21 protein-coding genes and 1 pseudogene are annotated in these 22,022 nt (G+C 69.0%); 11 read left to right on the forward strand and 11 right to left on the reverse strand.

All coding sequences use genetic code 11. From position 1 onward, the window contains the following. The first annotated feature begins 181 nt into the window (after window positions 1–181). Both MOQ72_RS25670 and MOQ72_RS25675 read left to right on the forward strand, forming a co-directional pair. Window positions 182–1,063, forward strand: a complete 882-nt coding sequence (locus MOQ72_RS25670; RefSeq protein ID WP_242188223.1) for an endonuclease/exonuclease/phosphatase family protein — start codon at window positions 182–184, stop codon at window positions 1,061–1,063. Between the two features lie 222 nt (window positions 1,064–1,285). After that, on the forward strand, window positions 1,286–3,097 hold the full coding sequence (locus tag MOQ72_RS25675; protein ID WP_242188224.1) for an APC family permease: 1,812 nt from the start codon (window positions 1,286–1,288) through the stop codon (window positions 3,095–3,097). Window positions 3,098–3,168: 71 nt separating this feature from the next. Here the strand turns inward: MOQ72_RS25675 and MOQ72_RS25680 are convergent, their stop codons facing one another. Beyond that, complete coding sequence (locus MOQ72_RS25680; protein ID WP_242188225.1) at window positions 3,169–4,125, reverse strand: DUF3048 domain-containing protein; 957 nt, start codon at window positions 4,123–4,125, stop codon at window positions 3,169–3,171. Between the two features lie 83 nt (window positions 4,126–4,208). Continuing rightward, window positions 4,209–4,778 carry an NADPH-dependent FMN reductase gene (locus MOQ72_RS25685; protein ID WP_242188226.1) on the reverse strand — a complete coding sequence of 190 codons (570 nt, stop codon included), beginning with the start codon at window positions 4,776–4,778 and terminating at the stop codon, window positions 4,209–4,211. A gap of 69 nt (window positions 4,779–4,847) precedes the next feature. Here MOQ72_RS25685 and MOQ72_RS25690 point away from each other — a divergent pair, with 69 nt between their 5' ends. Next, window positions 4,848–4,988, forward strand: a complete 141-nt coding sequence (locus tag MOQ72_RS25690) for a hypothetical protein (RefSeq protein ID WP_242188227.1) — start codon at window positions 4,848–4,850, stop codon at window positions 4,986–4,988. Between the two features lie 59 nt (window positions 4,989–5,047). Here MOQ72_RS25690 and MOQ72_RS25695 read toward each other — a convergent pair whose 3' ends face one another. Next, complete coding sequence (locus MOQ72_RS25695) at window positions 5,048–5,878, reverse strand: hypothetical protein (protein ID WP_242188228.1); 831 nt, start codon at window positions 5,876–5,878, stop codon at window positions 5,048–5,050. Window positions 5,879–6,163: 285 nt separating this feature from the next. Here MOQ72_RS25695 and MOQ72_RS25700 point away from each other — a divergent pair, with 285 nt between their 5' ends. Both MOQ72_RS25700 and MOQ72_RS25705 read left to right on the forward strand, forming a co-directional pair. Next, a complete protein-coding gene (locus MOQ72_RS25700; protein WP_242188229.1) occupies window positions 6,164–7,699 on the forward strand; it encodes a UxaA family hydrolase in 1,536 nt (511 codons plus the stop codon). Between the two features lie 114 nt (window positions 7,700–7,813). Then, window positions 7,814–8,578, forward strand: a complete 765-nt coding sequence (locus MOQ72_RS25705; protein WP_242188230.1) for a hypothetical protein — start codon at window positions 7,814–7,816, stop codon at window positions 8,576–8,578. A gap of 114 nt (window positions 8,579–8,692) precedes the next feature. Here MOQ72_RS25705 and MOQ72_RS25710 read toward each other — a convergent pair whose 3' ends face one another. The 3 genes from MOQ72_RS25710 to MOQ72_RS25720 all read right to left on the reverse strand — a co-directional run bounded on the left by MOQ72_RS25710 (window position 8,693) and on the right by MOQ72_RS25720 (window position 9,999). Beyond that, complete coding sequence (locus MOQ72_RS25710) at window positions 8,693–9,046, reverse strand: hypothetical protein (RefSeq protein ID WP_242188231.1); 354 nt, start codon at window positions 9,044–9,046, stop codon at window positions 8,693–8,695. A 43-nt stretch (window positions 9,047–9,089) separates the two neighbouring features. Then, entirely contained in the window at window positions 9,090–9,440 is a 351-nt protein-coding gene (locus MOQ72_RS25715) for a VOC family protein (protein ID WP_242188232.1), read from the reverse strand. A gap of 109 nt (window positions 9,441–9,549) precedes the next feature. Further along, the gene (locus tag MOQ72_RS25720) at window positions 9,550–9,999 is read right to left on the reverse strand and encodes an Lrp/AsnC family transcriptional regulator (protein ID WP_242188233.1); all 450 of its coding nucleotides are present in this window, start codon (window positions 9,997–9,999) and stop codon (window positions 9,550–9,552) included. Window positions 10,000–10,155: 156 nt separating this feature from the next. Between MOQ72_RS25720 and MOQ72_RS25725 the strand changes: the two are divergent. Then, window positions 10,156–13,599: pseudogene (locus tag MOQ72_RS25725) on the forward strand (indolepyruvate ferredoxin oxidoreductase family protein); the annotation flags it as partial. Between the two features lie 72 nt (window positions 13,600–13,671). Here MOQ72_RS25725 and MOQ72_RS25730 read toward each other — a convergent pair. From MOQ72_RS25730 to MOQ72_RS44640, 3 genes are all read right to left on the reverse strand, one after another. Next, window positions 13,672–14,406 carry a Clp protease N-terminal domain-containing protein gene (locus tag MOQ72_RS25730; RefSeq protein WP_242188235.1) on the reverse strand — a complete coding sequence of 245 codons (735 nt, stop codon included), beginning with the start codon at window positions 14,404–14,406 and terminating at the stop codon, window positions 13,672–13,674. After that, window positions 14,399–14,695: a hypothetical protein gene (locus MOQ72_RS25735; protein ID WP_242188236.1), complete on the reverse strand. Its 297-nt coding sequence runs from the start codon at window positions 14,693–14,695 to the stop codon at window positions 14,399–14,401. Before MOQ72_RS25735 ends, MOQ72_RS25730 begins: the two co-directional genes overlap by 8 nt. Before the next feature lie 239 nt (window positions 14,696–14,934). Beyond that, a complete protein-coding gene (locus tag MOQ72_RS44640) occupies window positions 14,935–15,066 on the reverse strand; it encodes a hypothetical protein (protein ID WP_277954697.1) in 132 nt (43 codons plus the stop codon). 111 nt (window positions 15,067–15,177) lie between these two features. Here MOQ72_RS44640 and MOQ72_RS25740 point away from each other — a divergent pair, with 111 nt between their 5' ends. After that, on the forward strand, window positions 15,178–15,327 hold the full coding sequence (locus tag MOQ72_RS25740; protein WP_242188237.1) for a hypothetical protein: 150 nt from the start codon (window positions 15,178–15,180) through the stop codon (window positions 15,325–15,327). A 166-nt stretch (window positions 15,328–15,493) separates the two neighbouring features. Then, window positions 15,494–16,426 (forward strand): DUF5996 family protein, encoded by a 933-nt coding sequence (locus MOQ72_RS25745; protein ID WP_242188238.1) that lies wholly within the window; start codon window positions 15,494–15,496, stop codon window positions 16,424–16,426. Window positions 16,427–16,525: 99 nt separating this feature from the next. Here MOQ72_RS25745 and MOQ72_RS45275 read toward each other — a convergent pair whose 3' ends face one another. Beyond that, window positions 16,526–18,898, reverse strand: a complete 2,373-nt coding sequence (locus MOQ72_RS45275; RefSeq protein ID WP_242188239.1) for an FtsX-like permease family protein — start codon at window positions 18,896–18,898, stop codon at window positions 16,526–16,528. A gap of 5 nt (window positions 18,899–18,903) precedes the next feature. Next, entirely contained in the window at window positions 18,904–19,608 is a 705-nt protein-coding gene (locus MOQ72_RS25755; RefSeq protein ID WP_242188240.1) for an ABC transporter ATP-binding protein, read from the reverse strand. Window positions 19,609–19,720: 112 nt separating this feature from the next. On the opposite strand from MOQ72_RS25755, the gene MOQ72_RS25760 reads away from it, so the two are divergent. From MOQ72_RS25760 to MOQ72_RS25770, 3 genes are all read left to right on the forward strand, one after another. Continuing rightward, window positions 19,721–20,854, forward strand: a complete 1,134-nt coding sequence (locus tag MOQ72_RS25760) for a sensor histidine kinase (RefSeq protein WP_242188241.1) — start codon at window positions 19,721–19,723, stop codon at window positions 20,852–20,854. After that, window positions 20,851–21,498 carry a response regulator gene (locus MOQ72_RS25765; RefSeq protein ID WP_242188242.1) on the forward strand — a complete coding sequence of 216 codons (648 nt, stop codon included), beginning with the start codon at window positions 20,851–20,853 and terminating at the stop codon, window positions 21,496–21,498. The genes MOQ72_RS25760 and MOQ72_RS25765 overlap by 4 nt, the downstream gene beginning before the upstream one ends. 130 nt (window positions 21,499–21,628) lie before the next feature. Continuing rightward, on the forward strand, window positions 21,629–21,997 hold the full coding sequence (locus MOQ72_RS25770; RefSeq protein WP_242188243.1) for a hypothetical protein: 369 nt from the start codon (window positions 21,629–21,631) through the stop codon (window positions 21,995–21,997). Window positions 21,998–22,022: the final 25 nt, after the last annotated feature.

Genomic DNA, 22,022 nt, shown 5'->3' on the forward strand with positions numbered 1-22,022 from the left:
ACCGAGCCTAACCAGCCGCACCGACATCGGACGGCGAACACCGAACAGGTCACATTCGGGCGGGAAATTCCGGCATTGTTCGCCCACCGGTCAACCGGAACCCGGCCGGTGCGGGCGACGATCTCGGCGAGCGAATCGAGGAGGCATTGTGTCTGGTTTTACCCGACGGGGAGTTCTCGGCATGGCCGGAGTCGCGGCGGTCGCCGGTGTGCTGGGAACGGGTCAGGCAGCGGCGAAACCGACCGGCGAAGCGCTGATCGGGCCTGCCAAGGGCGAGCAGTTGCACGTGATGAGCTTCAACATCCGCTACGACGCGAAGGCCGCCCCGCCCAGCCCCGATGCCTGGAGCACTCGGCGGCCCGTCCTCGCCGAACTGCTGGGCACCGAGCAGCCCACCCTGCTGGGCGTCCAGGAGGCGTTGTACAGCCAGGTCAAGGAGGTCCTGTCGGACGTCCCGCCGCACTACGACTGGATCGGGCTGGGCCGCGAAGGCGGCGGTCGCGGCGAGTTCATGTCGATCTACTTCGACACCCGCCGCCTGGAACCGCTGGACTACGACCACTTCTGGCTCTCCGACACGCCGAACGTGATCGGTTCGGCGTCGTGGGGCAACACCGTGGTCCGGATGGTCACCTGGGTGCGCTTCCGGGATCAGCGGACCGGTCGCGAATTCACCCACGTCAACACGCACTTCGACCACCAGTCGGAGAACTCCCGGCAGCGCAGCGCGCAGCTGGTGCGCGACCGAATCGCCGGGTTCGACGCCGCGCTGCCGGTGGTGCTGACGGGCGACTTCAACACCCCGGCCGAGAAGTCGGAGTCCTACCGCATCCTGACCGGCGGCGGTTTGACCGACGGCTGGACGAGCGCCGCCGAGCAGCTCACCCCGGCGTGGGGCACCTTCGCCGGGTACCAGGAGCCGGTGGTGGGCAACGACCGGATCGACTGGATCCTGCACAACGACCGCGTTCGGGTCCTGCAGACCGCGATCAACACCTACCGCCGCGACGGCTGGTTCCCGTCCGACCACCTGCCGGTGCAGACCCTGATCGAACTCAGCTGACCCGGTCGTCGCGGAAGTGATCACGAGCACCACCGACGCGTTCGGACCGTGCTCGTGATCACTTTTTCCCTCCCCGCAAGGAACTTCCTGCCGATTTCCATACGTCCGGCCGCCGGGTCTTGACGGCTCCTTGAGCTCGCCGCCAGCGGAATATTCCTAGCCTGAGCTCGGCAATCCGGCCGCTGCCCAGGCGGCCTGAACACCGTCGGGACAGGAAGAACCGTGAACACTGCAGGATCGGTCGAGGATCGGCATCGGCTCACCGCACTGACCGGAACGGTCGGGCTCGGGCTGGATGCGTTGGCGTCGGTGTCCTACGGACCCGAGGCGATCGTGCTGGTGCTGGCGGCCGCGGGTGCGGTCGGGATGACGTGGACGCTGCCGGTCACCGGGGTGATCGTGCTGCTGCTGGTGGTGCTGGTGGCCTGCTACCGCCAGGTGATCCGCGCATACCCGGACGGCGGCGGTGCCTACACCGTGGCGCGCCGGAACCTGGGAGCGAGGGCGGGACTGATCGCCGCGGCATCGCTGGTGGTGGATTACGTGCTCAACGTGGCGGTTTCGATCGCCGCCGGAGTCGCTGCCCTGACCTCCGCGTTCCCGGTACTGCTGCCGTGGACCGTGGAGTTGTGCCTCGGCGCGCTGGCGTTGGTCACCCTGGTGAACCTGCGCGGTCTGGTGACCAGCGCGCGGCTTTTCATCCTGCCGACGCTGGTCTTCGTGGCATCGGTGGCAGCCGTGGTGCTGGTCGGCCTGGTCCGCGGGGCGCCGCTGCACCCGCTGCCGCCGTCGACCCAGCCCGCCACCGTTGGCGCGGTCGGCGTGCTGCTGGTGATCGCCGCTTTCGCGAACGGCTGCGCCGCGCTCACCGGTGTGGAGGCGATCGCGAACGCCACCCCGTCGTTCCGCAAGCCGCGCGCTGGGCGCGCGCGTCGGGCCGAGGCCGGTCTCGGGGCGGTGCTGGGCCTGCTGCTGCTCGGATTGGCGGTGCTGATCCAGCAGTTCGACGCCCGGCCGGTGGACGGGCGCACCCTGCTGTCACTGGTCGCCGAGGGATCGCTGGGCAGCGGGTTCGGCTACGTGGTGGTGCAGATGGCGACCGTGCTGCTGCTGGCCCTCGCGGCGAACACGTCCTTCGGTGGACTTCCGGTGCTGGCCGCGCGATTAGCCTCCGACGGCTACCTGCCGCACCTGTTCGGCCTGCGCGCCGACCGGCTCGTGCACCGCTACGGCGTGCTCGTGCTGGCCGTCCTCGCCGGTGGTCTGCTGCTGTTCAGCGGTGGTGACGTCGCCGTGCTCGTGCCGATGTTCGCGGTCGGCGTCTTCATCGGATTCTTCCTCTGCCAGATCGGCATGGTGCGGCACTGGGCAGCCGACCGGGGACGCGGGTGGCGGTCGCGGGCCGCCGTCAACGGACTTGGCGCGGTGTTCACCGCTGTTGCCGCGATCGTCATCATCGCCACCAAGTTCATCGAGGGCGCGTGGCTGATCATGCTGGTGGTACCGGTCCTGGTGGTGATCTTCAGCCGGGTCCGCGCCGCGTACGACCGGATGGGCCGCGAACTCGGGGTGGGGAGCCTGCCGCCGCAGCCGCACGAGCTGGACACGCTCGTCGTGGTGCCGGTCGCGGCACCCACCCGGCTGGCCGCGGAGTCGTTGTCCACCGCGCTCGGGATGGGACATCGGGTGGTCGCGGTGCACGTGACCTTCCCCGGCGAGTTCGACCAGGCACGGGCGATGCAGCAGGCATGGCTGGATTGGCGGCCGGAGGTGCCGATCGTCGTGCTGGAGGCCGACCGGCGCGAGCTCGGCGCTCCGCTGGCCCGCTTCGTCCGCGATGCCGACGCCGAGCGGGTGATCGTGTTGATCGGCGAAGTGCAACCGCGTCGGCGCTGGGAGCGGGTGTTGAAGAACCACCGCGGCGCCGTGATCGCTCGGCGGCTGTCCCGAAGCACGAACGCGGTGGTGTGCCGACTCCGCCTCCCGCTGACCCCGACCCCCGCCTTGACTGCGGCGGGCACGCCCCGCCCCTGAGCTGACATCGGGGATCCCACAGCGAGGCGGCTGCTGAGGTTCCGCTACGCAAACCACTCTTGAAACAATCCTCAGATCGGGACCAGGACGACCCAGACCTGGCCGGGGGCGAACTGGATCGGCTCGCCGGTCGGTGTCGTGTAGCTGGTGCCGACTTCGGGGGTGGGCCGCGACCAGCGGGCTTCGAAGGACAAACCGTCGCGGAGCACCACGGCTCGTCCGCCGCCCACCGTCTCGGCGAACGGCGACACGTTCCCGACCACGTCCTGGAACGGCGAACCGGACACCGGAACTTCTTGCAGCACAACCGTGCTCGCGCCGAGTCGACCGCTGTCCGTCGCCGAGTACTCCCGGCCGTCCATCGACACCAGCCACCGCTGATCCGCAGGCGACCAGGTGAAACCCACGCGAGCGGCCCGGTAGGCGACCTCCTCGTGGCCGTCCGGCACGCCGCCGGACGGGGCGGGGCCGAACACCAGCGGAGAGCTCGGCGACCAACCTGCGCCGGGCGGCAACCGCGGCGGCCGCACGAAGAGGTTGTGCGGAGCTGTACCGGCTCCCCGGAAGAATGCGCCGGGAACGCTGGCCTGCGAGGCGATGTTCACCGGCGCCCGGCCGATCTCCGGCAGGAGTTCCGGCGCCGCGCCGGAGAACGCCAGCGTCGGATGGCCGAACTGCGGCAGCAGGCGCAGATCCGTCTGCCGAGCGCTGCGCACCGGGCCGACCACTGGCGGCTGTCGCGACCCGAAAACCGCTACCAGTCGGCTGATTCCGGCTTCGACGGGTTCGACGAAGACGATGTCCGCCGAGCCCAGCCCGGTCGGCGGTCGAGCGGGTGGCGAATTGTCCACTTTGACCACCAGCACCGGCGGTCCGACCGGGGGCGGAGGTGGGGGTGGCGGGGGCGGAGGCGGTGGGGGTGGGGCGGCGATCGGCACCGGCTGGGTCTCGGTGGGTTGCAGTCCCAACCCACCGAGCACCACGATCACGACGGAAACCAGAGTGCCGAGCACGCGTAACCACCACATCGCCCCTCCACGACGGGAGTCATCCGCTGCGGGGTAGCTTCACCCGCTCGGGAGCGCCCGACAAGGGGCCGACTGGTCGAGTCTCACCGGTACGGACGTCGGTTGCGTGCCTCCGCCGCTGCTCGCGCCCACCACACGAGCTGGTCCAGCATCGTCTTGGCGGCGGCCGCGGGACCGTCGCTGTCCTTGGGATTTCCGGCCTCGTCGAAGCGGCCGTGGACGTAGTGGAAGCTGACCGTTTCGCGCACGGTCACCGCGTGCAGTTCGGCGAAGACCTGGCGCAACTGCTCCACCGCCCGCAATCCGCCGGAAATACCGCCGTAGGAAACGAATCCGACCGGCTTGGTCTGCCACTGCACGTGCGCCGAGTCGATCGCGAACTTCAGCGACGCCGGGTAGCCGTGGTTGTACTCCGGGGTAACCACCACGAACGCGTCGGCGGCGGCCAACCGGTCGGCGTACGCGCGCAGTTCCGGGGTTTGGTCGGCCGGATGCACTGCGGGGAGGCCGAGTTCGGCCAGGTCGATGACGTCGATGACCAGCTCCGGGTGCTGCCGCGCGACGTCGGCGAACCACCCGCCCACCGTTGCGGCGAAGCGGCCCTCCCGCGTGCTGCCGATGATGACGCCTAGTCGGATCGTGTCGTCGGACATGTTCTCTCCCTCTCAGGACGACGTGCTTGCCACATCATCCTGAAACCTCGACATTGCTCGAAGTCAATGATGTACATCCATAGTGGATTACCGGCGCAGCACGGCGAACTCGGTCGGGGCGAGGTCGTGCAGGGTGGATTCCAGCTGCTCCGGGACGAGTCCGGTGGAATCGGGGCGCACCGGGAGGCCGAGGAGCGGGGCCGGATCTGAAGTGGCAGCTCCAGATCCGGCCCCGGTTCATCGGTTGTTCAGTTGTGTTCACCAGTGGCTCAGAACCAGTTTGTGAGCCAGAACCAGCAGCCCTCCACCCAGTCCGGGACCCAAGCGTTCTGGGTGACCGTTGCGGTGCCGTCCTGCCTGATGTCGCCATCACCGAAGTTCTCGGCATCCTGGTTGACGGTTGCGGTGCCGTCCTGCTTGATGTCGCCGTGGCCGCCGTTGGTGGCGTCCTGGAAGACCTCCGCGGTGCCCTTCTGATCGATGTTGCCGTGACCGTCGTTCTGGGCGTTCTGGTGGACCTCCGCAGTGCCCCGCTGGTCGATGTCACCGCCACCGAAGTTGTCGGCATCCTGGTCGACCGTCGCGGTGCCGTTCTGGGTGACATCGCCACCACCGTCGTTGTCCGCATACTGGTCAACCGTCGCAGTACCCCTCTGATCGATGTCGCCGCCACCGTCGTTGTGGGCGTCCTGCTCAACGGTCGCGGTGCCGTTCTGCGTGACATCGCCACCACCATCGTTGTGCGCGTTCTGCTCGACGGTCGCAGTGCCTTCCTGGTTGATGTTGCCGCCGCCGTTGCTGCTCGCGTGCTGGTTCACCGACGCGGAGCCGTTCTGCGTGACATCGCCGCCACCATCGTTGTGCGCGTTCTGTTCAACGGTCGCGGTGCCCTTCTGGTTGATGTTGCCGCCGCCGTTGCTGCTCGCACTCTGGTTCACCGACGCGGAGCCGTTCTGCGTGATGTTCCCGCCGTTGTCCTCGTGGCCGCCGGTCTGGCTGAACACCGTGGGGGCCGGGGTGGCTGCCATGGCCGTGGCCGGTGCTAACGCACCAGCGGCGATCGCAGCGGCTACGCCGACGGCCTTCGCGGTCTTCTTCATCGTTGTCTCGCTTCCTGTGGTTTGCACACCGGCCGCCTACGGCTCGACGGTGGCTGTTTTCGGTTTCATCGGCTGGGTTCGCAATTGCCGATGCCGAAAATGGTGCGTTCGGAAGCGGGCTCGGTTCGATGGTGCGGACCCGCGTATTCGCAGTGCTGAACCCGCCGGGCTCCAGGTGGACACCACCCGGTCCGGTGGCGGGACAACCCCAGGGCGTTGACATCGAATGCGCGCCGCAAATACGGTATATCAACCAGTGTTCGAAATATCAGACACGGAGCAGGCATGCCGAACAACCCGACCCTCATCCACCTGCGCGACGAGGACGACGTCGCCATCGCTGGCACCGACCTGAGCGCAGGCACCGAAGCACGGGTCGGCAGCGGCGCACTGGTGCTGCGCGCAGCCGTGCCGCGCGGCCACAAGGTGGCGGTCCACGACATCGCCGCTGGTAGCGCGGTGCGCCGCTATGGCCAGGTGATCGGCTTCGCGGGTCGGGACATCAGCGGCGGCGAGCACATCCACCTGCACAACCTCGAATACCGCGAGTTCGAGCGGGCCTACGAATTCGCCGTCGACGCCCAGCCCGAGCTGCTGCTGCCCGAGGGCGAACGCGCGAGCTTCCGGGGTTACGTCCGGTCCGACGGCAAGGTCGGCACCCGCAACTACCTGGGCGTGCTCACCAGCGTCAACTGCTCGGCGACCGCGGCGAAGCTGATCGCCCAGCAGATGCGCTTCTCCGGCGTCCTGGACGAATTCCCCAACGTCGACGGCGTGGTGGCGCTGACCCACGGCACGGGCTGCGGCATGGCCCCCGACGGCGACGGCATCGACGTGTTGCGCCGGGTGATGCGCGGCTACCTGACCCACCCCAACTTCGCCGGTTTCCTCGTGCTCGGCCTCGGCTGCGAGGACAACCAGATCGTCAAGCTGACCGAGGACGTCGAACTGCGCAGCGGACTCCCGGTGGTCACCGCGACCATCCAGGAACTCGGCGGCACCACCAAAACGGTCCGGGAAGGCGTCGGACGGCTCACCGAACTGCTGCCCGAGATCAATGCGGTCGAGCGGAGCACCGTCCCGGCCAGCGAGCTGATCCTGGGCACCAACTGCGGCGGCTCGGACTCCTACTCCGGCATCACCGCCAACCCGGCGCTGGGCGCGGCGGTGGACCGACTGGTCGCGCACGGCGGCACCGGCATCGTCGGCGAAACCCCGGAGATCTACGGCACCGAGCACATGCTGGTGCGCCGGGCCGCCAGCCGCGCGGTCGGCGAGAAGCTGCTGGACAAGATCGCCTGGTGGCAGGACTACACGGCCCGCAACGGCGGTTCGATGAACAACAACCCCTCCCCCGGCAACAAGGCGGGCGGGCTGACCACGATCCTGGAGAAGTCGCTGGGCGCGGTCGCCAAGGGCGGCACCACCACGCTGCGGGACGTCGTCGACTACGCCGCGCCGGTCACCAGCAACGGCTTCGTGTTCATGGACACGCCGGGCTACGACCCGGTGTCGGTGACCGGCATCGTGGCCGGTGGCGCGAACGTCGTCTGCTTCACCACCGGCCGCGGCTCGGCGTTCGGCTGCGCCCCGGTGCCGAGCCTGAAGCTGGCCACCAACACCCCGCTCTACGAGCACATGAGCGAGGACATGGACATCAACTGCGGTGGTGTGATCGACGGCGAGACCAGCGTGGCAGCGCTCGGCGAGCAGATCTTCGACCACGTCCTGCGCGTCGCCTCCGGCGAGCACACCAAGAGCGAAGACCTCGGCTACGGCGAAGAGGAATTCGTGCCCTGGCACATCGGCACGGTGATGTGACGTCGTGAGTGGTAATGGTCGCCATAACGACCATTACCACTCACGACCTCAGCGGTGCGTTCTCGCTCGGATGGGCCTTACTCGCGGGGCCACACAGTGGCTAGCTTCGAATGCATGAGCGAACAACCGCAAGCGGGCGGTCGGGAGCACGAGTACTGGTTCGACAACGACTACGCCCAGCTCATCGATGCGTTGCGGCAGGGTGACGATCTGGCGGACATCGCCGCGGACCTGCAACGCAGCGTCCGCGCGGTGCAGGACCGGATCAGGTACCTGCTGCCCGCTCGCGCCGTTGCGGAACGGGGTGCGTCGGCGCGGGAGAACTGGTTGCGCACCAAGCTCGCCGAGGATCCCGACTACGACTGGCGTTCGGTGGTCCTGCAGAACTACGCCGCCGAGGAACGGCGCTACTGGACCGCGACCGACGAACGCGAACTCATCGACGGCTGGCGGCGGCGGACGTTCCTGCCAGCGCTGGCGGAACACCTGCGCGCTTCGGATTTCCAGGTCGCGCGGCAACTCTGCCGACTCGGCCTGGCGGCCTCGGTGACCGAGGTCGTCGAGCACCTGGGTGCGGCACCCGGCAGCACCACCGAAATCCGTGCCCGGATGAACGCCGACCGGGCCGCGGCTGCGGTGTGGGTGCTCGTCGTGGACGGCGAAGGCACCCGAGTCCCGCTCTTCGATGGCCAACGCAGGCACATCTCGCTGCACGCCAGCTTCGACGAGGCGCAGCAGCGCCTGGACCACCTGCTCCGGCAGGCCAGTCGGCGCAACCGCGACGAACTGCGCTGGAGCCTCGCCGAACGAACCCTGGGCGAGGACACCTACGGAGCCACCCACCACGACCTGGCCCAACCGCGCGCCATCGCGAACTGACTGGAGATCCGCCGGACTTCAACGGTCCAGCCAGGACGCCAGCGGGCGTTTTCGCGCGAAATCGCCGGTCGTCAGGCGTGGCTTGCGCCGTTTTCGCGCGAAATCGCCTACTCCCTAGGCCGACCCGCCGCGCAGGTGTCGGCATTCGTCGGGCACGCCGAGCGGACCGGGCCAGTCGACGGAGTGCCAGAAACCCAGCGCCTCCGTGGTGCGCTCGATCGGCGCGGTGCTCCAGCGGTACCCCGACCAGGTGCGCCGCACCAGTTCGACGGCGAGCGCGGCCAGACCGCGCCGTCGGCAACGCGGATCGATGCGGATGTGGTCCAGCCACCCGGCAGCGGTGGCAGATCCGCAGCTCCAGTTCCCCGACGACCAGGCCGTCCGGCCGGATCTCGATGCCCGGCGGCCCGGTGGGCAGCAGCGCCGGTACCGCGGCCAACTCCAGATCTCCGACCATGTGATCAGCATGTGCGGTGCCAGCCGTTTGTCCTGCCGAATCCGGGCGCCCGGCTCAGCGCTGCCAGAGCCCGATGCGGTTGCCGTCGACGTCCACGACGACGGCCATCTCCCCGAGACCGGGGATTTCCCAGATCGGCACGACGCACGAACCGCCCAGCCGTTCGGCCCGGTCAACCGCCGCAGCCACGTCGTCCACCGCGAAGTACAGGACGACCCCCGGCGGGTGCGGGCTGTGCGGACCGGCCTGGCCGATGCCGCCGGGCATCCCGTCGGCGGTCCGGGTCAGGCCGTAGTCCATCGACTCGTCGATGTCGATCTCCCAGCCGAACAGCGCGGCGTAGAACTCGCGGGCCTGCGCGGCGTCCTCGGCGGTGATGTCGAACCAAACAGGTGGCAAAGTCATCTTCCAGCGTCCTCCACTCGCAGGGCAGCGCCTGGTGCGGTGCCCTGCAAGTGCCGACCCAACTTCGCAGGAAAACTCATCGCACGGCAACGTTTCCGCAGCTGAACGGTCAGTTGCGGCCGCGTTGCCAGGAGTCCAGGACGATCAGCGTCTTGGTGCTGGTGACCCGGTGGCTGCGGCGGATCTCGTCGATGGTGCGCTGCAGGTGCGCCATGTCGCGCACCCGCAGCCAGACCAGCGCGTCGGGGTCACCGGCGATGGTGAACACCGCCTGCGTTTCGGGCATCCGGGTCGTCGTCTGGACGATCTCGTCGACACCGCTGGTGCCCAGGAAGCGCAGCTCGGTGAATGCCTCGACACCCCAGCCGAGCTTGGTGTGGTCCACCTGGACGGTGTAGCCGAGGATCACCCCGATCTCCTGCAACCGGTCGATCCGACGCTTCACAGCTGCCGTCGACAGCGTCACCCTGGCGGCGATGTCCGACAGCGTCCGCCGGGCGTCCTCGCGCAGCAGCGCCAGGATCTCGTGATCTGTCGCGTCGAGCGTCGCGTCCGCCATGACCAACGATGGTACGCAAAATTCAGCGGCATCGTAGTGTGTGCACCACCGATTTTTGTGCGCTGGCCACCATTTCCGGGTGCGCTGTTGTGCGGGACACTCACCTTCGACTGAAGTGGCGAACATCGCCATCCGCGGACCCGTGAGAAGGAGTTCGACATGGCCGCGTTCACCTTGGACGACCGCTACCTCCAGGAGTCGGGCACCGTTTACCTGACCGGGGTGCAGGCGTTGGTGCGGCTGCTGTTCGACCGGGTCCGGCACGATCGCCGCGACGGCCATCGCACGGCGGCGTTCGTCTCCGGCTACGAGGGATCGCCGCTGGCCGGGTTCGACCTGGAGCTCGCCCGCCGCGCGAAGCTGCTGGCCGAGCACGACGTGGTCCACCAGCCCGGCCTGAACGAGGAACTTGCCGCGACCTCGGTGCAGGGCAGCCAGCTCGCCGCCGGGCTCGGCGCGCAGCGGCCGGATGGCGTGGTGGGCGTCTGGTACGGCAAGGCACCGGGACTGGACCGCGCCACGGATGCGCTGCGGCACGCCAATCTAGCCGGTACCAATCCGCGCGGCGGCGCGGTCGCGCTGGTCGGGGACGACCCGAACGCCAAGTCCTCGACGGTGCCCGCCGCTTCCGAGGCCGCACTCGCGGATCTGCACATCCCGGTGCTCTTCCCAGCGGATTCGCAGGATTTGCTGGACTTCGGGTTGCACGCGGTGGAGTTGTCGCGGGCCAGCGGGTTGTGGTCCGCGATGAAGGTGGTCGCCAACGTGGCGGATGCGGCCGCGACGTCGGTCGTCGACCCGAACTGGTCGGCGCCCGAGATGTCACCGCAGGCGTATTCGCACCGTCCGAGCGCGCGCCTGCTGGGCGCGGAACTCGTGGGGTTGGAGCGCAGTCTCTACCACGTGCGCCTGCCGCTCGCCCTGGAGTACATCCGGGCCAGCGGCGTGAACCAGATCGTCCGCTCCGGCGCCGCGGACCGCGTCGGCATCGTGGCCGCCGGAAAGTCCTATTTGGACCTTCGGCAGGCGTTGCGCGCACTAGGCATCGACGAGCACGACCTCGCCCGGTTCGGCATCCGGCTGCTCAAGCTCGGGGCGATCCACCCGGTCGAGCCGACCATCATCCGGGATTTCGCGGCCGGACTGACCGAAATCGTGGTGGTCGAGGAAAAGCGCTCGTTCCTCGAACCGGCGATCAAGGAAATCCTCTACGGTCGCCCCGACGCGCCCGCCGTGCACGGCAAGACCGGCCCGGACGGCGAGACCCTGTTCAGCGCGCTCGGCGAACTCGACCCGGACCGGATCGCCAAGGCACTGGCGGGCCGCCTGACCGCGCACGGCGAGGTGCCGCCGATCAGCGCCTGGCAGCAGCGCCGCCGCCCGGAGCGCATCGCCGTTCCGCTGCTGGCGCGCACGCCGTACTTCTGCTCGGGGTGCCCGCACAACTCCTCGACCAAGGTGCCGGACGGAACGCTGGTCGGTGGTGGGATCGGCTGCCACACGATGACCCTGTTCATGGATCCGGACCAGGTCGGCGACGTCGTCGGCATCACGCAGATGGGCGGCGAAGGCGCGCAGTGGATCGGGATGGCCCCGTTCGTCAGTGCCGACCACTTCGTGCAGAACATCGGCGACGGCACGTTCACCCACTCCGGCAGCCTCGCGGTGCGGGCCGCGGTGGCCGCCGGGGTGAACATCACCTACAAGCTGCTGCACAACTCGGCCGTGGCGATGACCGGCGGCCAGCACGCGGTCGGTGCCCTGCCGGTGGCGAAGCTGGCCGAGCTGCTGCTCCTGGAAGGCGTCGCCAAGGTCATCATCACCAGCGACGCGCCGAAACGGCTTTCCGGCGAACTGCCCAGGGGCGTCGAGGTCCGGCACCGCGACGACGTGCTGCGCGCGCAGCAAGAACTGGCTGCCGTCCCCGGCGTGACGGTGCTCATCCACGACCAGGAATGCGCCGCTGAGAAGCGCCGCAAGCGCCGCCGGGGCAAGCTGTCCACCCCGCCGGAGAAGGTGCTGATCAACGAACGGGTCTGCGAGGGCTGCGGCGACTGCGGCACCAAGTCCAACTGCCTGTCGGTGCAGCCGGTGGACACCGAGTTCGGCCGCAAGACCCGCATCCACCAGTCCTCGTGCAACGTCGACTACTCCTGCCTGTCCGGCGACTGCCCGTCGTTCCTGACCGTGTTGCCCAGCGGCCGCAAGGCGCACCGCGAACCCGCTGCGCTCAGCGCTGACGCGCTGCCCGAACCACCGCGCGGCGCCGACGATTTCACCGTCCGCATCACCGGTATCGGCGGCACCGGGGTGGTCACCGTTACGCAAATCCTCGCCACCGCGGCGGTGATCGACGGTCGTCAGGTCCGCGCGCTCGACCAGATCGGCCTCGCGCAGAAGGGCGGCGCGGTGGTCTCCGATCTCAAGATCACTTCGGAACCCGTTGTGCAGGCGCCGAAGTTGGCCGCCGGTGAGTGCGATCTCTACCTGGCCTGCGATCTGCTGGTGGCGGCCGACCCGGTCCAGTTGGCGGCGGCCGACCCCGGCCGGACCACGGCGGTGGTGTCCAGCACCGAGGTTCCGACGGGTCGGATGGTCGTGGACACCAGCGTGTCGTTCCCGACGCAGTCCGGTATCCGCGCCGCGCTCGACGACGCCGTCGCGAGAGCGTTCTACCTGGACGCTCGCGGACTCGCCGAGACATTGTTCGACGACGACCAGTACGCCAACATCCTGCAGCTCGGCGCGGCCTACCAGAGCGGTTCGCTGCACCTGTCGGCCGAGAGCATCGAGCAGGCGATCGAGCTCAACGGCACCTCGGTGGCGACCAACATCCAGGCATTCCGCCGCGGTCGCCAGGCCATCGCGGACCCCGACGCCCTGCAGGCGGAGATCGCCCCGGCACCGGTCGCGACCCCCGAGCCCAGCGCTGCCGCGCGGCGGGTTCGGGCGCTGGTCGGCGCTGCGGAGGGCTCGGAACTGGCGCGGTTGCTGGACATCCGGATTCCCGACCTCGTCGAGTACCAGGACGAGGACTACGCGCGCCGCTACGCGGAATTCGTCGAGCAGGCGCGCCGCCACGGCTCGGACGCCGTCACCGAAGCGGTGGCCCGCAACCTGTACAAGCTGATGGCGTACAAGGACGAGTACGAGGTCGCCCGACTGTCGCTCGACGAGCAGTTGTTGGCCGACGTCGAAGCCCAGTTCGGTGCGGGTTCCCGGTATTCCTTCCGGCTGCACCCGCCGGTGCTGCGCGCGCTCGGGCTGAACCGCAAGATCAGCCTGGGGCCGTGGTTCCGCCCGGTGCTGCGCCTGCTGCGGGCGATGCGCCGGGTTCGCGGCACCCTCCTGGACCCCTTCGGCTACGCCAAGGTCCGCCGGGTCGAGCGGGCCCTGGTCGAGGAGTACCGGAGCACCGTCAGCGAGGCCCTGGCGACGCCGGAGGATCCGGCGGTGCTGGAACTGGTCGAACTACCGGACCTCGTCCGGGGTTACGAAACGATCAAGCTCGCGAACGTGGCGACGTACCGGGAGAAGCAGGCCGAACTGCGCAAGACCCTGGCGGCATCCCATGCCGTGAGCTCCGCAGCCGAAGGCTGACCGTCCACTTGGGACAGAAAGCGGTCCGAGGCAGGCGGGATCGCCAGGCGTCCGCCCGGCGACCCCGCCTGGTCACCCCTGCTGCTGGGCAACGATGGCGGCCAACGCGGTCGTGATGTTCTCCTCGGCAGCCGCCTTTTCGATGCCGAGACCGGAAAGCACGCCTGCGCCGTCCTCGTTCTCCAGCAGCGCGAGCAGGATGTGCTCGGTCCCGACGTAGTTGTGGCCCAATCGCAGGGCCTCTCGGAAGGTCAGCTCCAGGACCTTCTTCGCCGCACCGTTGAACGGGATGAGCTCCGGCACGTCGTCAACCGCGGAGGGCAGCGCGTCGACCACCGCCTGGCGGACGTCGTCCAGTGCCGCACCCTGCGCGATGATCGCCTTCGCGGCGAGCGAGTTGGGCTCACCCAGCAGTCCCAGCACCACGTGCTCGGGGCCGATCTCGGTGTTGCCCGCCTCGCGGGCCTCGTTCTGCGACTGCACGACGACGTTCCTGGCCCGGTCGGTGAACCGGCCGAACCCCGCACTGGGATCGAGTCCAGCATCTCCGGACCCCTTGGAAACGAAGCGCTTCTGCGCGGCTTGCTTGGAGACCCCCATGCTCTTGCCGATCTCCGTCCAGGACGCGCCCGAACGCCGAGCCTGGTCGACGAAGTGACCGATCAGATGATCAGCGACGTCGCCGAGGTGATCGGCCGCGATGACCGCGTCGGAGAGCTGGTCCAGCACATCGCTGTGCACCTTCTTGATGGCCTCGATCAAGTCGTCGAGCCGGACCGGATTGGTCAGTTGAGTCGGATCAGTCATACGTCAACCATAAGTTGACGACACCGGTATCGTCAACCCAGAGTTGACGATCACTCTTCGCGTCCGGGCATGCGAGCAGTCCCTTGATCACGGAAAGATCGCCGCGGACCGACACCAACCAGTTCTCGTCCCGGTCGGCTAGGGTCGCTGCCGTGCACGCGGAAGTCCCGATCGACATCAGGGCCGCCACGGTGTCAGCGAGCTGCTGAGCAGCAGCGGCGTCATCACGACTCCTTGGGAACAGGCGAGGCACACGGAATTCGACCTCGCCATCGCGGCGAGCCACCACGGTGCGCTCACCGACCTCAGCGCTCCCCTCGTGATTCTCTCCCACGGAACACCGCGATCCAGCTGCACACTCCGGCACCTGGCGCGGCCGTCGCCGAACTCGTCACCTCCGCGCCAGGCGACGCGCTGCGGCGATTGCGATCGTTGTGCTACGAACTGATGGACTTGGCGGAGCCAACCGGCGAACCCCCGTTGGTTGCCGTCCCCGCTACTCCGCTGGCAGCCGAAGATCGCGCGCCGTCACTGCTGGCGTTCCGGGCAGAGCACGTGGTCGAACCGCAGACGCGGACCGTCCAGTTCGTTCGTCGTCCAGCTGAACTCGAAGGCGACAACCCGGTACGCGCCGCAGCGGACCAGCTTGCCGACACCCACGTGTGCCCCCCTCGACTATCCACTTCGGACGATTCGGCAACAGGCAGCCGTACTCGTGCGTCGCCGGGTCGAACTGCCGGGCGTGAATGCCGCCCGAGCACGGTCCTGCGCGTGCGCGCGCACCAGGGAGTGGAACCGGTATCGGTGCGCACCGTGGCGCTCGCGCGATACGACCAGGCGATCCACGCGTTCGCCACGGCTGCCCGCGCCGATCTGGAGATCAAAACCCCCTACGCGCTCGTCCGAGTCGGCCAGGAGTGACCCGCCGGAACGCGCTCGTGCGAAACCAAGTCGCCGCACCGGACGCCACGGTCGTTGTCCGAGCTGTTGGACGGGCGGCTGGGGACGTAATGCCCTAGGTAGCTGGCCGTTTCCGGCACAGCATGGTGGGTGCGACTTTTTCTGCCGGGACGGTTTTGGAGCCGCGATGACTGGTGTTCGCGAGCGGGTTGGCGCGCTGGACGACTGGCCGCGGCTGCGGGTGGCGGATTGGACCAGCACCCGCGACACGTTGCACATGTGGACCCAGGTCGTGGGGAAGATCCGACTGGCGCTGGAGCCGATGGTCAACCATTGGTGGCAGGTTCCGCTGTACGTCTCGGCCCGCGGTCTGACAACTTCGGTGATCCCCCATCCCGCCGGTCAGTTCGACGTCGAGTTCGACTTCTGCGACCACCGGTTGCACATCCGATCCAGCAGCGGCGAACAGCGCCACGTCCGGCTGGAAGCGAAGCCGGTCGCGGAGTTCTACCGGGAAACCACGGCCGCGCTTCGCGCACTCGGCCTCGGCGTCTCGATCTGGACCGTGCCCAGGGAAGTCGAACACGCCATCCCGTTCGAAGCAGACACCGAGCACGCCAGCTACGAACCCGAACACGCGCACCGGTTCTGGGGACAGCTGCTCGCGGCCAACCGGGTGATGACCGAGTTCCGGGCCCGGTTCAGGGGAAAGGTCAGCCCGGTGCACTTCTTCTGGGGCTCGATGGACCTGGCGGTCACCCGGTTCTCCGGACGCACCGCGCCACCGCACCCCGGCGACGCCCCCAACCTCGGCCACTGGGTCATGGTCGAGGCATACACGCACGAGGTGAGCAGCTGCGGTTTCTGGCCCGGCGGCAGCGAGGAGGGAACCTTCTACTCCTACGCCTACCCGGAGCCCACCGGGTACGCCGAACACCCGGTGCATCCGGATGCCGCCTGCTACAACACCGAGCTCGGCGAGTTCCTGCTGCCCTACAAGGCCGTGCGCACCGCGCCGGATCCCGACCAAACCCTCCTGGACTTCCTGCAAAGCAGCTACGACGCCGCAGCCGTGCACGGGCGCTGGGACCGCGAACTCCTGGAAGGTTCACCGCGATAGGCGATGTCGGCCGCGCGGACTTCGCGCAAGATCGGCAGCTCCCGTGGGGAGCAGGCGGCGATTTCGCGCGAAATCGCCGCGCACTCCAACACGTTCCGGTCAGTCCACCCGCATCGCCGCCACCGGACTCGCTCGGGCAGCCCGCCACGCGGGCACGAGACCCGCAGCCATGGTCAGCGCGACAAGCGCGACGGCCGCCACGAGCAGGGCAGGAACCGGAATTTCCAGCGGTGCGCCCAAGCCCAGCGCCAGCACCGCGAGCCAGGCGTGCGGCACCCCGATGAGCAACCCGAACAGCCCGCCGAGCACGCCGTACACCGCCGCTTCCGCCACGGTGATTCCGCCGAGGGCGGTCCGGGTGATCCCGAGTGCCCGCAGCATTCCCGACTCCCGCCTGCGTTCGACCACCGACAGCGCCACCGTGGTCCCAACACCGATGATCGAGATCAGCAGTGTCAACGCGAGCAACGCCAAGCCCAGGGTGGTCAGCAGCGCAACGAGGTCACTGCGTTCAGCGCGCTGGTCGGCGAGCACCCGCACCTGGACAGCACTGCCCGCGACGCCCCGAACCACGGCCTGCGCCTGCGAGTCACCAGCGGTGACCAGCGCATGGGTGGGTCTGGCATCGACCCCGAGCGCGTCGAGGTCGCGGTGATCGAGCACCACACCGGCAGCACCGAGGGATTCGCCGACGACCACGGCGGCCACCGTGCTGCGAACCGGACCGAAGTCGATCGTGCCGCCCAGGTCGACCCCGAGGGCTCGCGCATATGCCTCGGTGACCACAGCATCGCCCGGCCCCAGTACGTCCAGCGAACCGCGAACCGTGCGCAGCTGCTCGAACAGCGGCAGCGCGTGAATGTCCAAATCGGACACTTCGAAGTTCCGCTGCTGGCCGCGCACCGTGGCATCCCGGCGGACCGTGCGGTAGGAGACCACGTGCCCAACCTCGGGTCGCTCGCGCAACCGCTCGATCAGCCCATCGGGCAGCGGCTGCTCCTCCGCAGCGCCGGTGAGCTCGACGTCAGCGGGAAAGGCCGCAGCCACCTGGGCGGTGTTGTAGGAACGCACGGTGTCCCCAGCGACGAGGAGGCCAGCCAACAGGCCCGTCCCCAGCGCGACTACCGCTGACACTGCGGCGGCCCTGCGCGGCACACCGCCGACACCTCGCACCGCGAGTCGCGCAGTCGGGCCGAACGGCGCGAGCACTGCGCCCAATCCGCGCAACACCGGGCGCAGCAGGATCGGACCGAGCGCCAGCAACGCGGCGAAGACCAGAGTTCCGCTGGCAATGGTCAGCAGCAGGAAGTCCAACGTCGTGCCGCCGGGGCGCTGGGTGTCGGTGATGCCGTCGCGGAACATCTCCGTGATCACGAAACCAGCCGCGACCAGCAACAGCAGCCCGATGCCGACGCGCAGCCGACCCACCGACGGGGATTCCTGGCTGCCGCTGGAGCTGCGCAGCGCTTCCAGCGGCGACACCCTGGTCGCGGCCAGCGCTGGGACCAGCGACGCCAGCATCGTCAACGCCGTCGAGGCGAGCACGACAGCCGGAGCCGCCAGTGCGGACCGCGCTGGTCCATCGATCCCGGCCAGCGCTGGAACCAGGTGCCCGAGCCCGAGTGCGAGCAGCACTCCGACGCCTCCGGCGACGAATCCGGTGAGCCCGCCCTCAGCGACCAGCGCCCGTACCAGCTTCCGGCGCGGTGCGCCGACGGTGCGCAGCAGCGCGAGCTGGCGGATCCGCTGCGCGAACACGATGCGGAACGTGGAGATGGCAACCAGCAGCGCGGCTATCACGGCGACCACGACGAACGCGGTCAACACCGCGAGCAACTGCTCGGCCTTGCTCTCCGCCTTGCTGATCACCGATGCGCGCGCCTCATCCGCGGTGACCGCGTCGTAGCGGTCGACCGGACCGTTCGTGGTGATGTCCACTCTGGACAATTCGGCGGGCACGAGGGCGAGAACGGCATTGTCGGTGCTGTACACGGCAGCACCGTCGCTGGACGGTGCATCCACGATTCCTGTCACCGTGACCGTCGCGGTGCCCAGCGGCACACGCGAACCGACGGGCAGCGCCACCCGCTGCGAGACGGCGATCTGGTCCTCGGTGGTGGGATAGGAGCCGCTGGTCAGCCGCACCCGGCTCAGCGGGCCGGTACCAGGGTCCGCGACGAGCACGACCCGGCTACCGCCAATCGTGACCGCCGCCCGCATCCGCCCGGTGGCCTCGGCGACCCCGGCGGTTTGCCGGATCTCGCGGAGCAGCGCAGCCGGATTGCCCGCCGGTGATGACACGACGAGTTCGGCGCCCGGCGGGATTTCGGTAACAGTGGACAGTGCGGCCGTCTTCGCGATGTCCTGCGTGAGCAGCGCGGCCATCGCGAAGAAGGCGGCGACGGCGATCGCGAGACCGGTCAGCACCAAGCGGACCGGTCTGCGCAACACCCCGCGCAGGTGCGTCGCCACGAAACTCACCTCAGCACCCCCGCTTCCACTGCGGCCAGCCGTCCGTCGGCCATCGCCACGACCCGGTTCGCGCATGCGGCGGCGGCTGGATCATGGGTCACCATCACGATGGTCTGGCCGAATTCCCGGACCGCAGTGCGCAGCAGGTCGAGGACCTGGGCACCGGAACCGGAGTCGAGGTTGCCGGTGGGTTCGTCGGCGAAGATCACCTCGGGGCGGCCGAGCATGGCTCGCGCGATGGCGACCCGCTGCTGCTGGCCGCCGGAGAGCTCCGCGGGCAGGTGTCGCAGCCGGTCGCCGATGTCCAGCATCTCGACGAGGTCGGCGAACAACCGGCGGTCGAAGCGCCGACCCGCGAGTTCCGCTGGCAGCAGGATGTTCTCGCGGGCGATCAGCTGGGGCAGCAGGTTGAACGACTGGAAGACGAACCCGACCCGCGCCAACCGCAGACCGGTCAGCTTGCGATCGGACAACTCGGTGAGATCGGCGCCGCCCAACAACACATGCCCCGAAGTGGCGGTCTCCAGTCCCGCGAGGCAGTGCATCAACGTCGACTTGCCGGATCCGGACGGACCCACGATCGCGGTCAGCTCCGCGCGGCCGAAGCTGACGCTGACCCCGTCCAGCGCGCGGACCTCGGTCGTCCCGGAACCGTAGACCTTGACCAGGTCGACGGCCACGACCGCGGACCCGGTGGTGTTTTTTGCCATGGGCCCGACGCTGCCGGTCCGCCAGGGCTCCGCACCTCTGCCGGTGGTCTGGTTCGACTCCGACTTTCGGCCGACGCCCCAACCGACAGGTGGCTGGCTAAGCTCCGCCGATATGCGTTGGCTGCAGATGTCCGCTTGGTTGATCGCGGTGGTCCTGCTGGCCGCCTCGGGTTTGCTCGACCACCGGGTCGGCACGTTCACCGGCGACCTGTTGGGTTGGATCCACCTCGGGGTCGGACTGCTGGCCGTGCTCGTGGCGCTGGCCGCCCCAGGACTTGGTTCCGTCACGCTGCCGGTGGGCGCGTTCCTGGTGAGCGCGGTGATGCTGGTGTCGAACGTGCTGACCGGGCTGGACGACGAGCGCGGTGCACCGCTGGGATTTGCCGCCACCGCGGCGGGTCTCGGGTTGCTTGCCTTCACTGCCTGGCGCGGCCACCGCGTGCTGGCCGCCGTGGCGGTGCCGCTGCTGGTGGTGGCGATCGTGACGCAAGCGTTGTTCGACGATCCCAACGAAATCTCCGTCATCTTCGCGCTGGGGATGGCGCTGGCCTCGGTGGTCATGATCGCGGCGGGTGTCTCGGCGCGGTTGGTCGCGCTCAGCAGGCACCGCCAGGCGGTCGCCATCCGGTTGGCGCAGCGCGCCGAATTCGCCAGGGACCTGCACGACTACGTGGCGCACCACGTGACCGGCATCGTCCTGCACGCCCAGGGCGCACGGGCCGTCGCCGCCAAGCAACCGCAGCTGGTGGCGCCCGCGTTGGAGCGCATCGAGCAGGCTGGTGTCGAGGCGATGGACACGATGCGGCGCATGGTCGGCCTGCTGCGCGAAACCGACTCGGCCGAGGAAACCACCGCGCTGGCGACGATCGCCGACATCGAAGGGCTGGTGGCGGGGTTCGGCTCCGCAACCGGTCCCGCGGCCCGGCTGGATTTGCAGGGCGAATTCGAGGACGTGCCAGCCGAGATCCAGGCCACTGCGCACCGCGTGGTGATGGAGGCGCTCACCAACGTCCGGAAGCATGCCGACGGTGCCAGCGAGGTCGACGTGCTGGTGCGCCACGGCGGTGACTGGATCACCGCGAGGGTGTCCAACGACGGCAAGCCGCGGCACGGTTCGGGAGGCGGGTTCGGCCTTCGCGGACTGGCGGAACGGGTGACCGCGCTGGGTGGGAGGATCGACGCCGGGCCTGGCGCGGCAGGCGGTTGGGTCCTGGAGGCGGGCCTGCCAGCCGGGAGGAAGCGATGACGATCCGGGTGCTGATCGCCGACGACCAGGCCATGATCCGCGCGGGGATCGCGATGATCCTGGCCGCCGAAGACGACATCGAGGTCGTCGGCGAGGCCGTCGACGGGCTGCACGTCGTGGAGATGGCCGCGCGGTGCCGCCCCGACGTGGTGCTGATGGACATCAGGATGCCCAGGATGGACGGGCTGGACGCGCTGCGGCGGCTGACCCGGCCAGGCACGGTCGACCCGCCGAAAGTGGTGGTGGTGACCACCTTCGACGACGACGAGTACGTCTACCGGGCCCTGCACGGCGGGGCATGCGGGTTCGTGCTCAAGGATTCCGGTTCCACGCTGCTGGTGGAGGCGATCCGCGCGGCCGTCTCCGGTGAGGCGCTGGTGAGTCCGGCGATCACGGTGAAGTTGTTGCGCCGCCTCAGTTCGCCCACCCCGTCGACCGGTGCGACGGCCGAACTGTCCGCGCGCGAACTGGACGTCGTGCGGCTGGTGGCCGAAGGCATGACCAACGCGGAAATCGCCAGCGAGCTGTTCATCTCCGTCGGGACGGTCAAGACCCACCTCGGCAACGTGCAGGGCAAACTTCCCGCCCGCAACCGGGTCGAGATAGCCATGTGGGCGTGGCGGTCCGGGCTCATCGGCCGATAGTCGTAGTCGGCGGCGCGGGAACCGGACCTTCGGAGGAACCGGGCGAGCGGCGCGGCACACAGGATGGTCGGCGTCGATCGGTTGCCACCGCGTCCCGGCTGGCGCCACTTCCCGTTGTCGAGGAGAAAACGTGCCGCATCCACTCGCCTTCGCCGCAACCGCCCTGACCGCGGGCGCGCTCGTCCTGTCGGGGTGCTCGATGATGAGGACTCCCGAGGAAACCGCCTACGAAATTCGGGTCGTGCTGGGCGGACCCGCCGGAGCCACCGGCACCCTGGGAACGTCGACCAACGGCCGCAAGGAGTCCTACCCGGAGAAGGTAACGCTCCCGTACGACCTGAAGTCGGCGCCGATGGGAGGTCCAGCCAGCTACGTGGTGACCCCCGACGACCCAGCGGTGGCCATCGACTGCACGGTGTCCGTCGAAGGCGAGGTCAAGGTCTCAGCGAAGGGCCAACCGGGCAAACCCACCAGATGCGACCTGAACATCGGCCGCTGACCTGGACCGGCGAAGGTTCGCCCGC

The organism is Saccharopolyspora soli (assembly GCF_022678645.1).
Taxonomy (GTDB): domain Bacteria; phylum Actinomycetota; class Actinomycetes; order Mycobacteriales; family Pseudonocardiaceae; genus Saccharopolyspora; species Saccharopolyspora soli.

What these genes read in the sequence shown, in the direction of transcription:
- MOQ72_RS25670 (WP_242188223.1), top strand. Translation starts at nt 182, where the DNA reads ATGGCCGGAGTCGCGGCGGTCGCCGGTGTGCTGGGAACGGGTCAGGCA.
- MOQ72_RS25680 (WP_242188225.1), bottom strand. Translation starts at nt 4,125, where the DNA reads ATGTGGTGGTTACGCGTGCTCGGCACTCTGGTTTCCGTCGTGATCGTG.
- MOQ72_RS25685 (WP_242188226.1), bottom strand. Translation starts at nt 4,778, where the DNA reads ATGTCCGACGACACGATCCGACTAGGCGTCATCATCGGCAGCACGCGG.
- MOQ72_RS25690 (WP_242188227.1), top strand. Translation starts at nt 4,848, where the DNA reads ATGTACATCCATAGTGGATTACCGGCGCAGCACGGCGAACTCGGTCGG.
- MOQ72_RS25695 (WP_242188228.1), bottom strand. Translation starts at nt 5,878, where the DNA reads ATGAAGAAGACCGCGAAGGCCGTCGGCGTAGCCGCTGCGATCGCCGCT.
- MOQ72_RS25700 (WP_242188229.1), top strand. Translation starts at nt 6,164, where the DNA reads ATGCCGAACAACCCGACCCTCATCCACCTGCGCGACGAGGACGACGTC.
- MOQ72_RS25705 (WP_242188230.1), top strand. Translation starts at nt 7,814, where the DNA reads ATGAGCGAACAACCGCAAGCGGGCGGTCGGGAGCACGAGTACTGGTTC.
- MOQ72_RS25710 (WP_242188231.1), bottom strand. Translation starts at nt 9,046, where the DNA reads ATGCTGATCACATGGTCGGAGATCTGGAGTTGGCCGCGGTACCGGCGC.
- MOQ72_RS25715 (WP_242188232.1), bottom strand. Translation starts at nt 9,440, where the DNA reads ATGACTTTGCCACCTGTTTGGTTCGACATCACCGCCGAGGACGCCGCG.
- MOQ72_RS25720 (WP_242188233.1), bottom strand. Translation starts at nt 9,999, where the DNA reads ATGGCGGACGCGACGCTCGACGCGACAGATCACGAGATCCTGGCGCTG.
- MOQ72_RS25730 (WP_242188235.1), bottom strand. Translation starts at nt 14,406, where the DNA reads ATGACTGATCCGACTCAACTGACCAATCCGGTCCGGCTCGACGACTTG.
- MOQ72_RS25745 (WP_242188238.1), top strand. Translation starts at nt 15,494, where the DNA reads ATGACTGGTGTTCGCGAGCGGGTTGGCGCGCTGGACGACTGGCCGCGG.
- MOQ72_RS25755 (WP_242188240.1), bottom strand. Translation starts at nt 19,608, where the DNA reads ATGGCAAAAAACACCACCGGGTCCGCGGTCGTGGCCGTCGACCTGGTC.
- MOQ72_RS25760 (WP_242188241.1), top strand. Translation starts at nt 19,721, where the DNA reads ATGCGTTGGCTGCAGATGTCCGCTTGGTTGATCGCGGTGGTCCTGCTG.
- MOQ72_RS25765 (WP_242188242.1), top strand. Translation starts at nt 20,851, where the DNA reads ATGACGATCCGGGTGCTGATCGCCGACGACCAGGCCATGATCCGCGCG.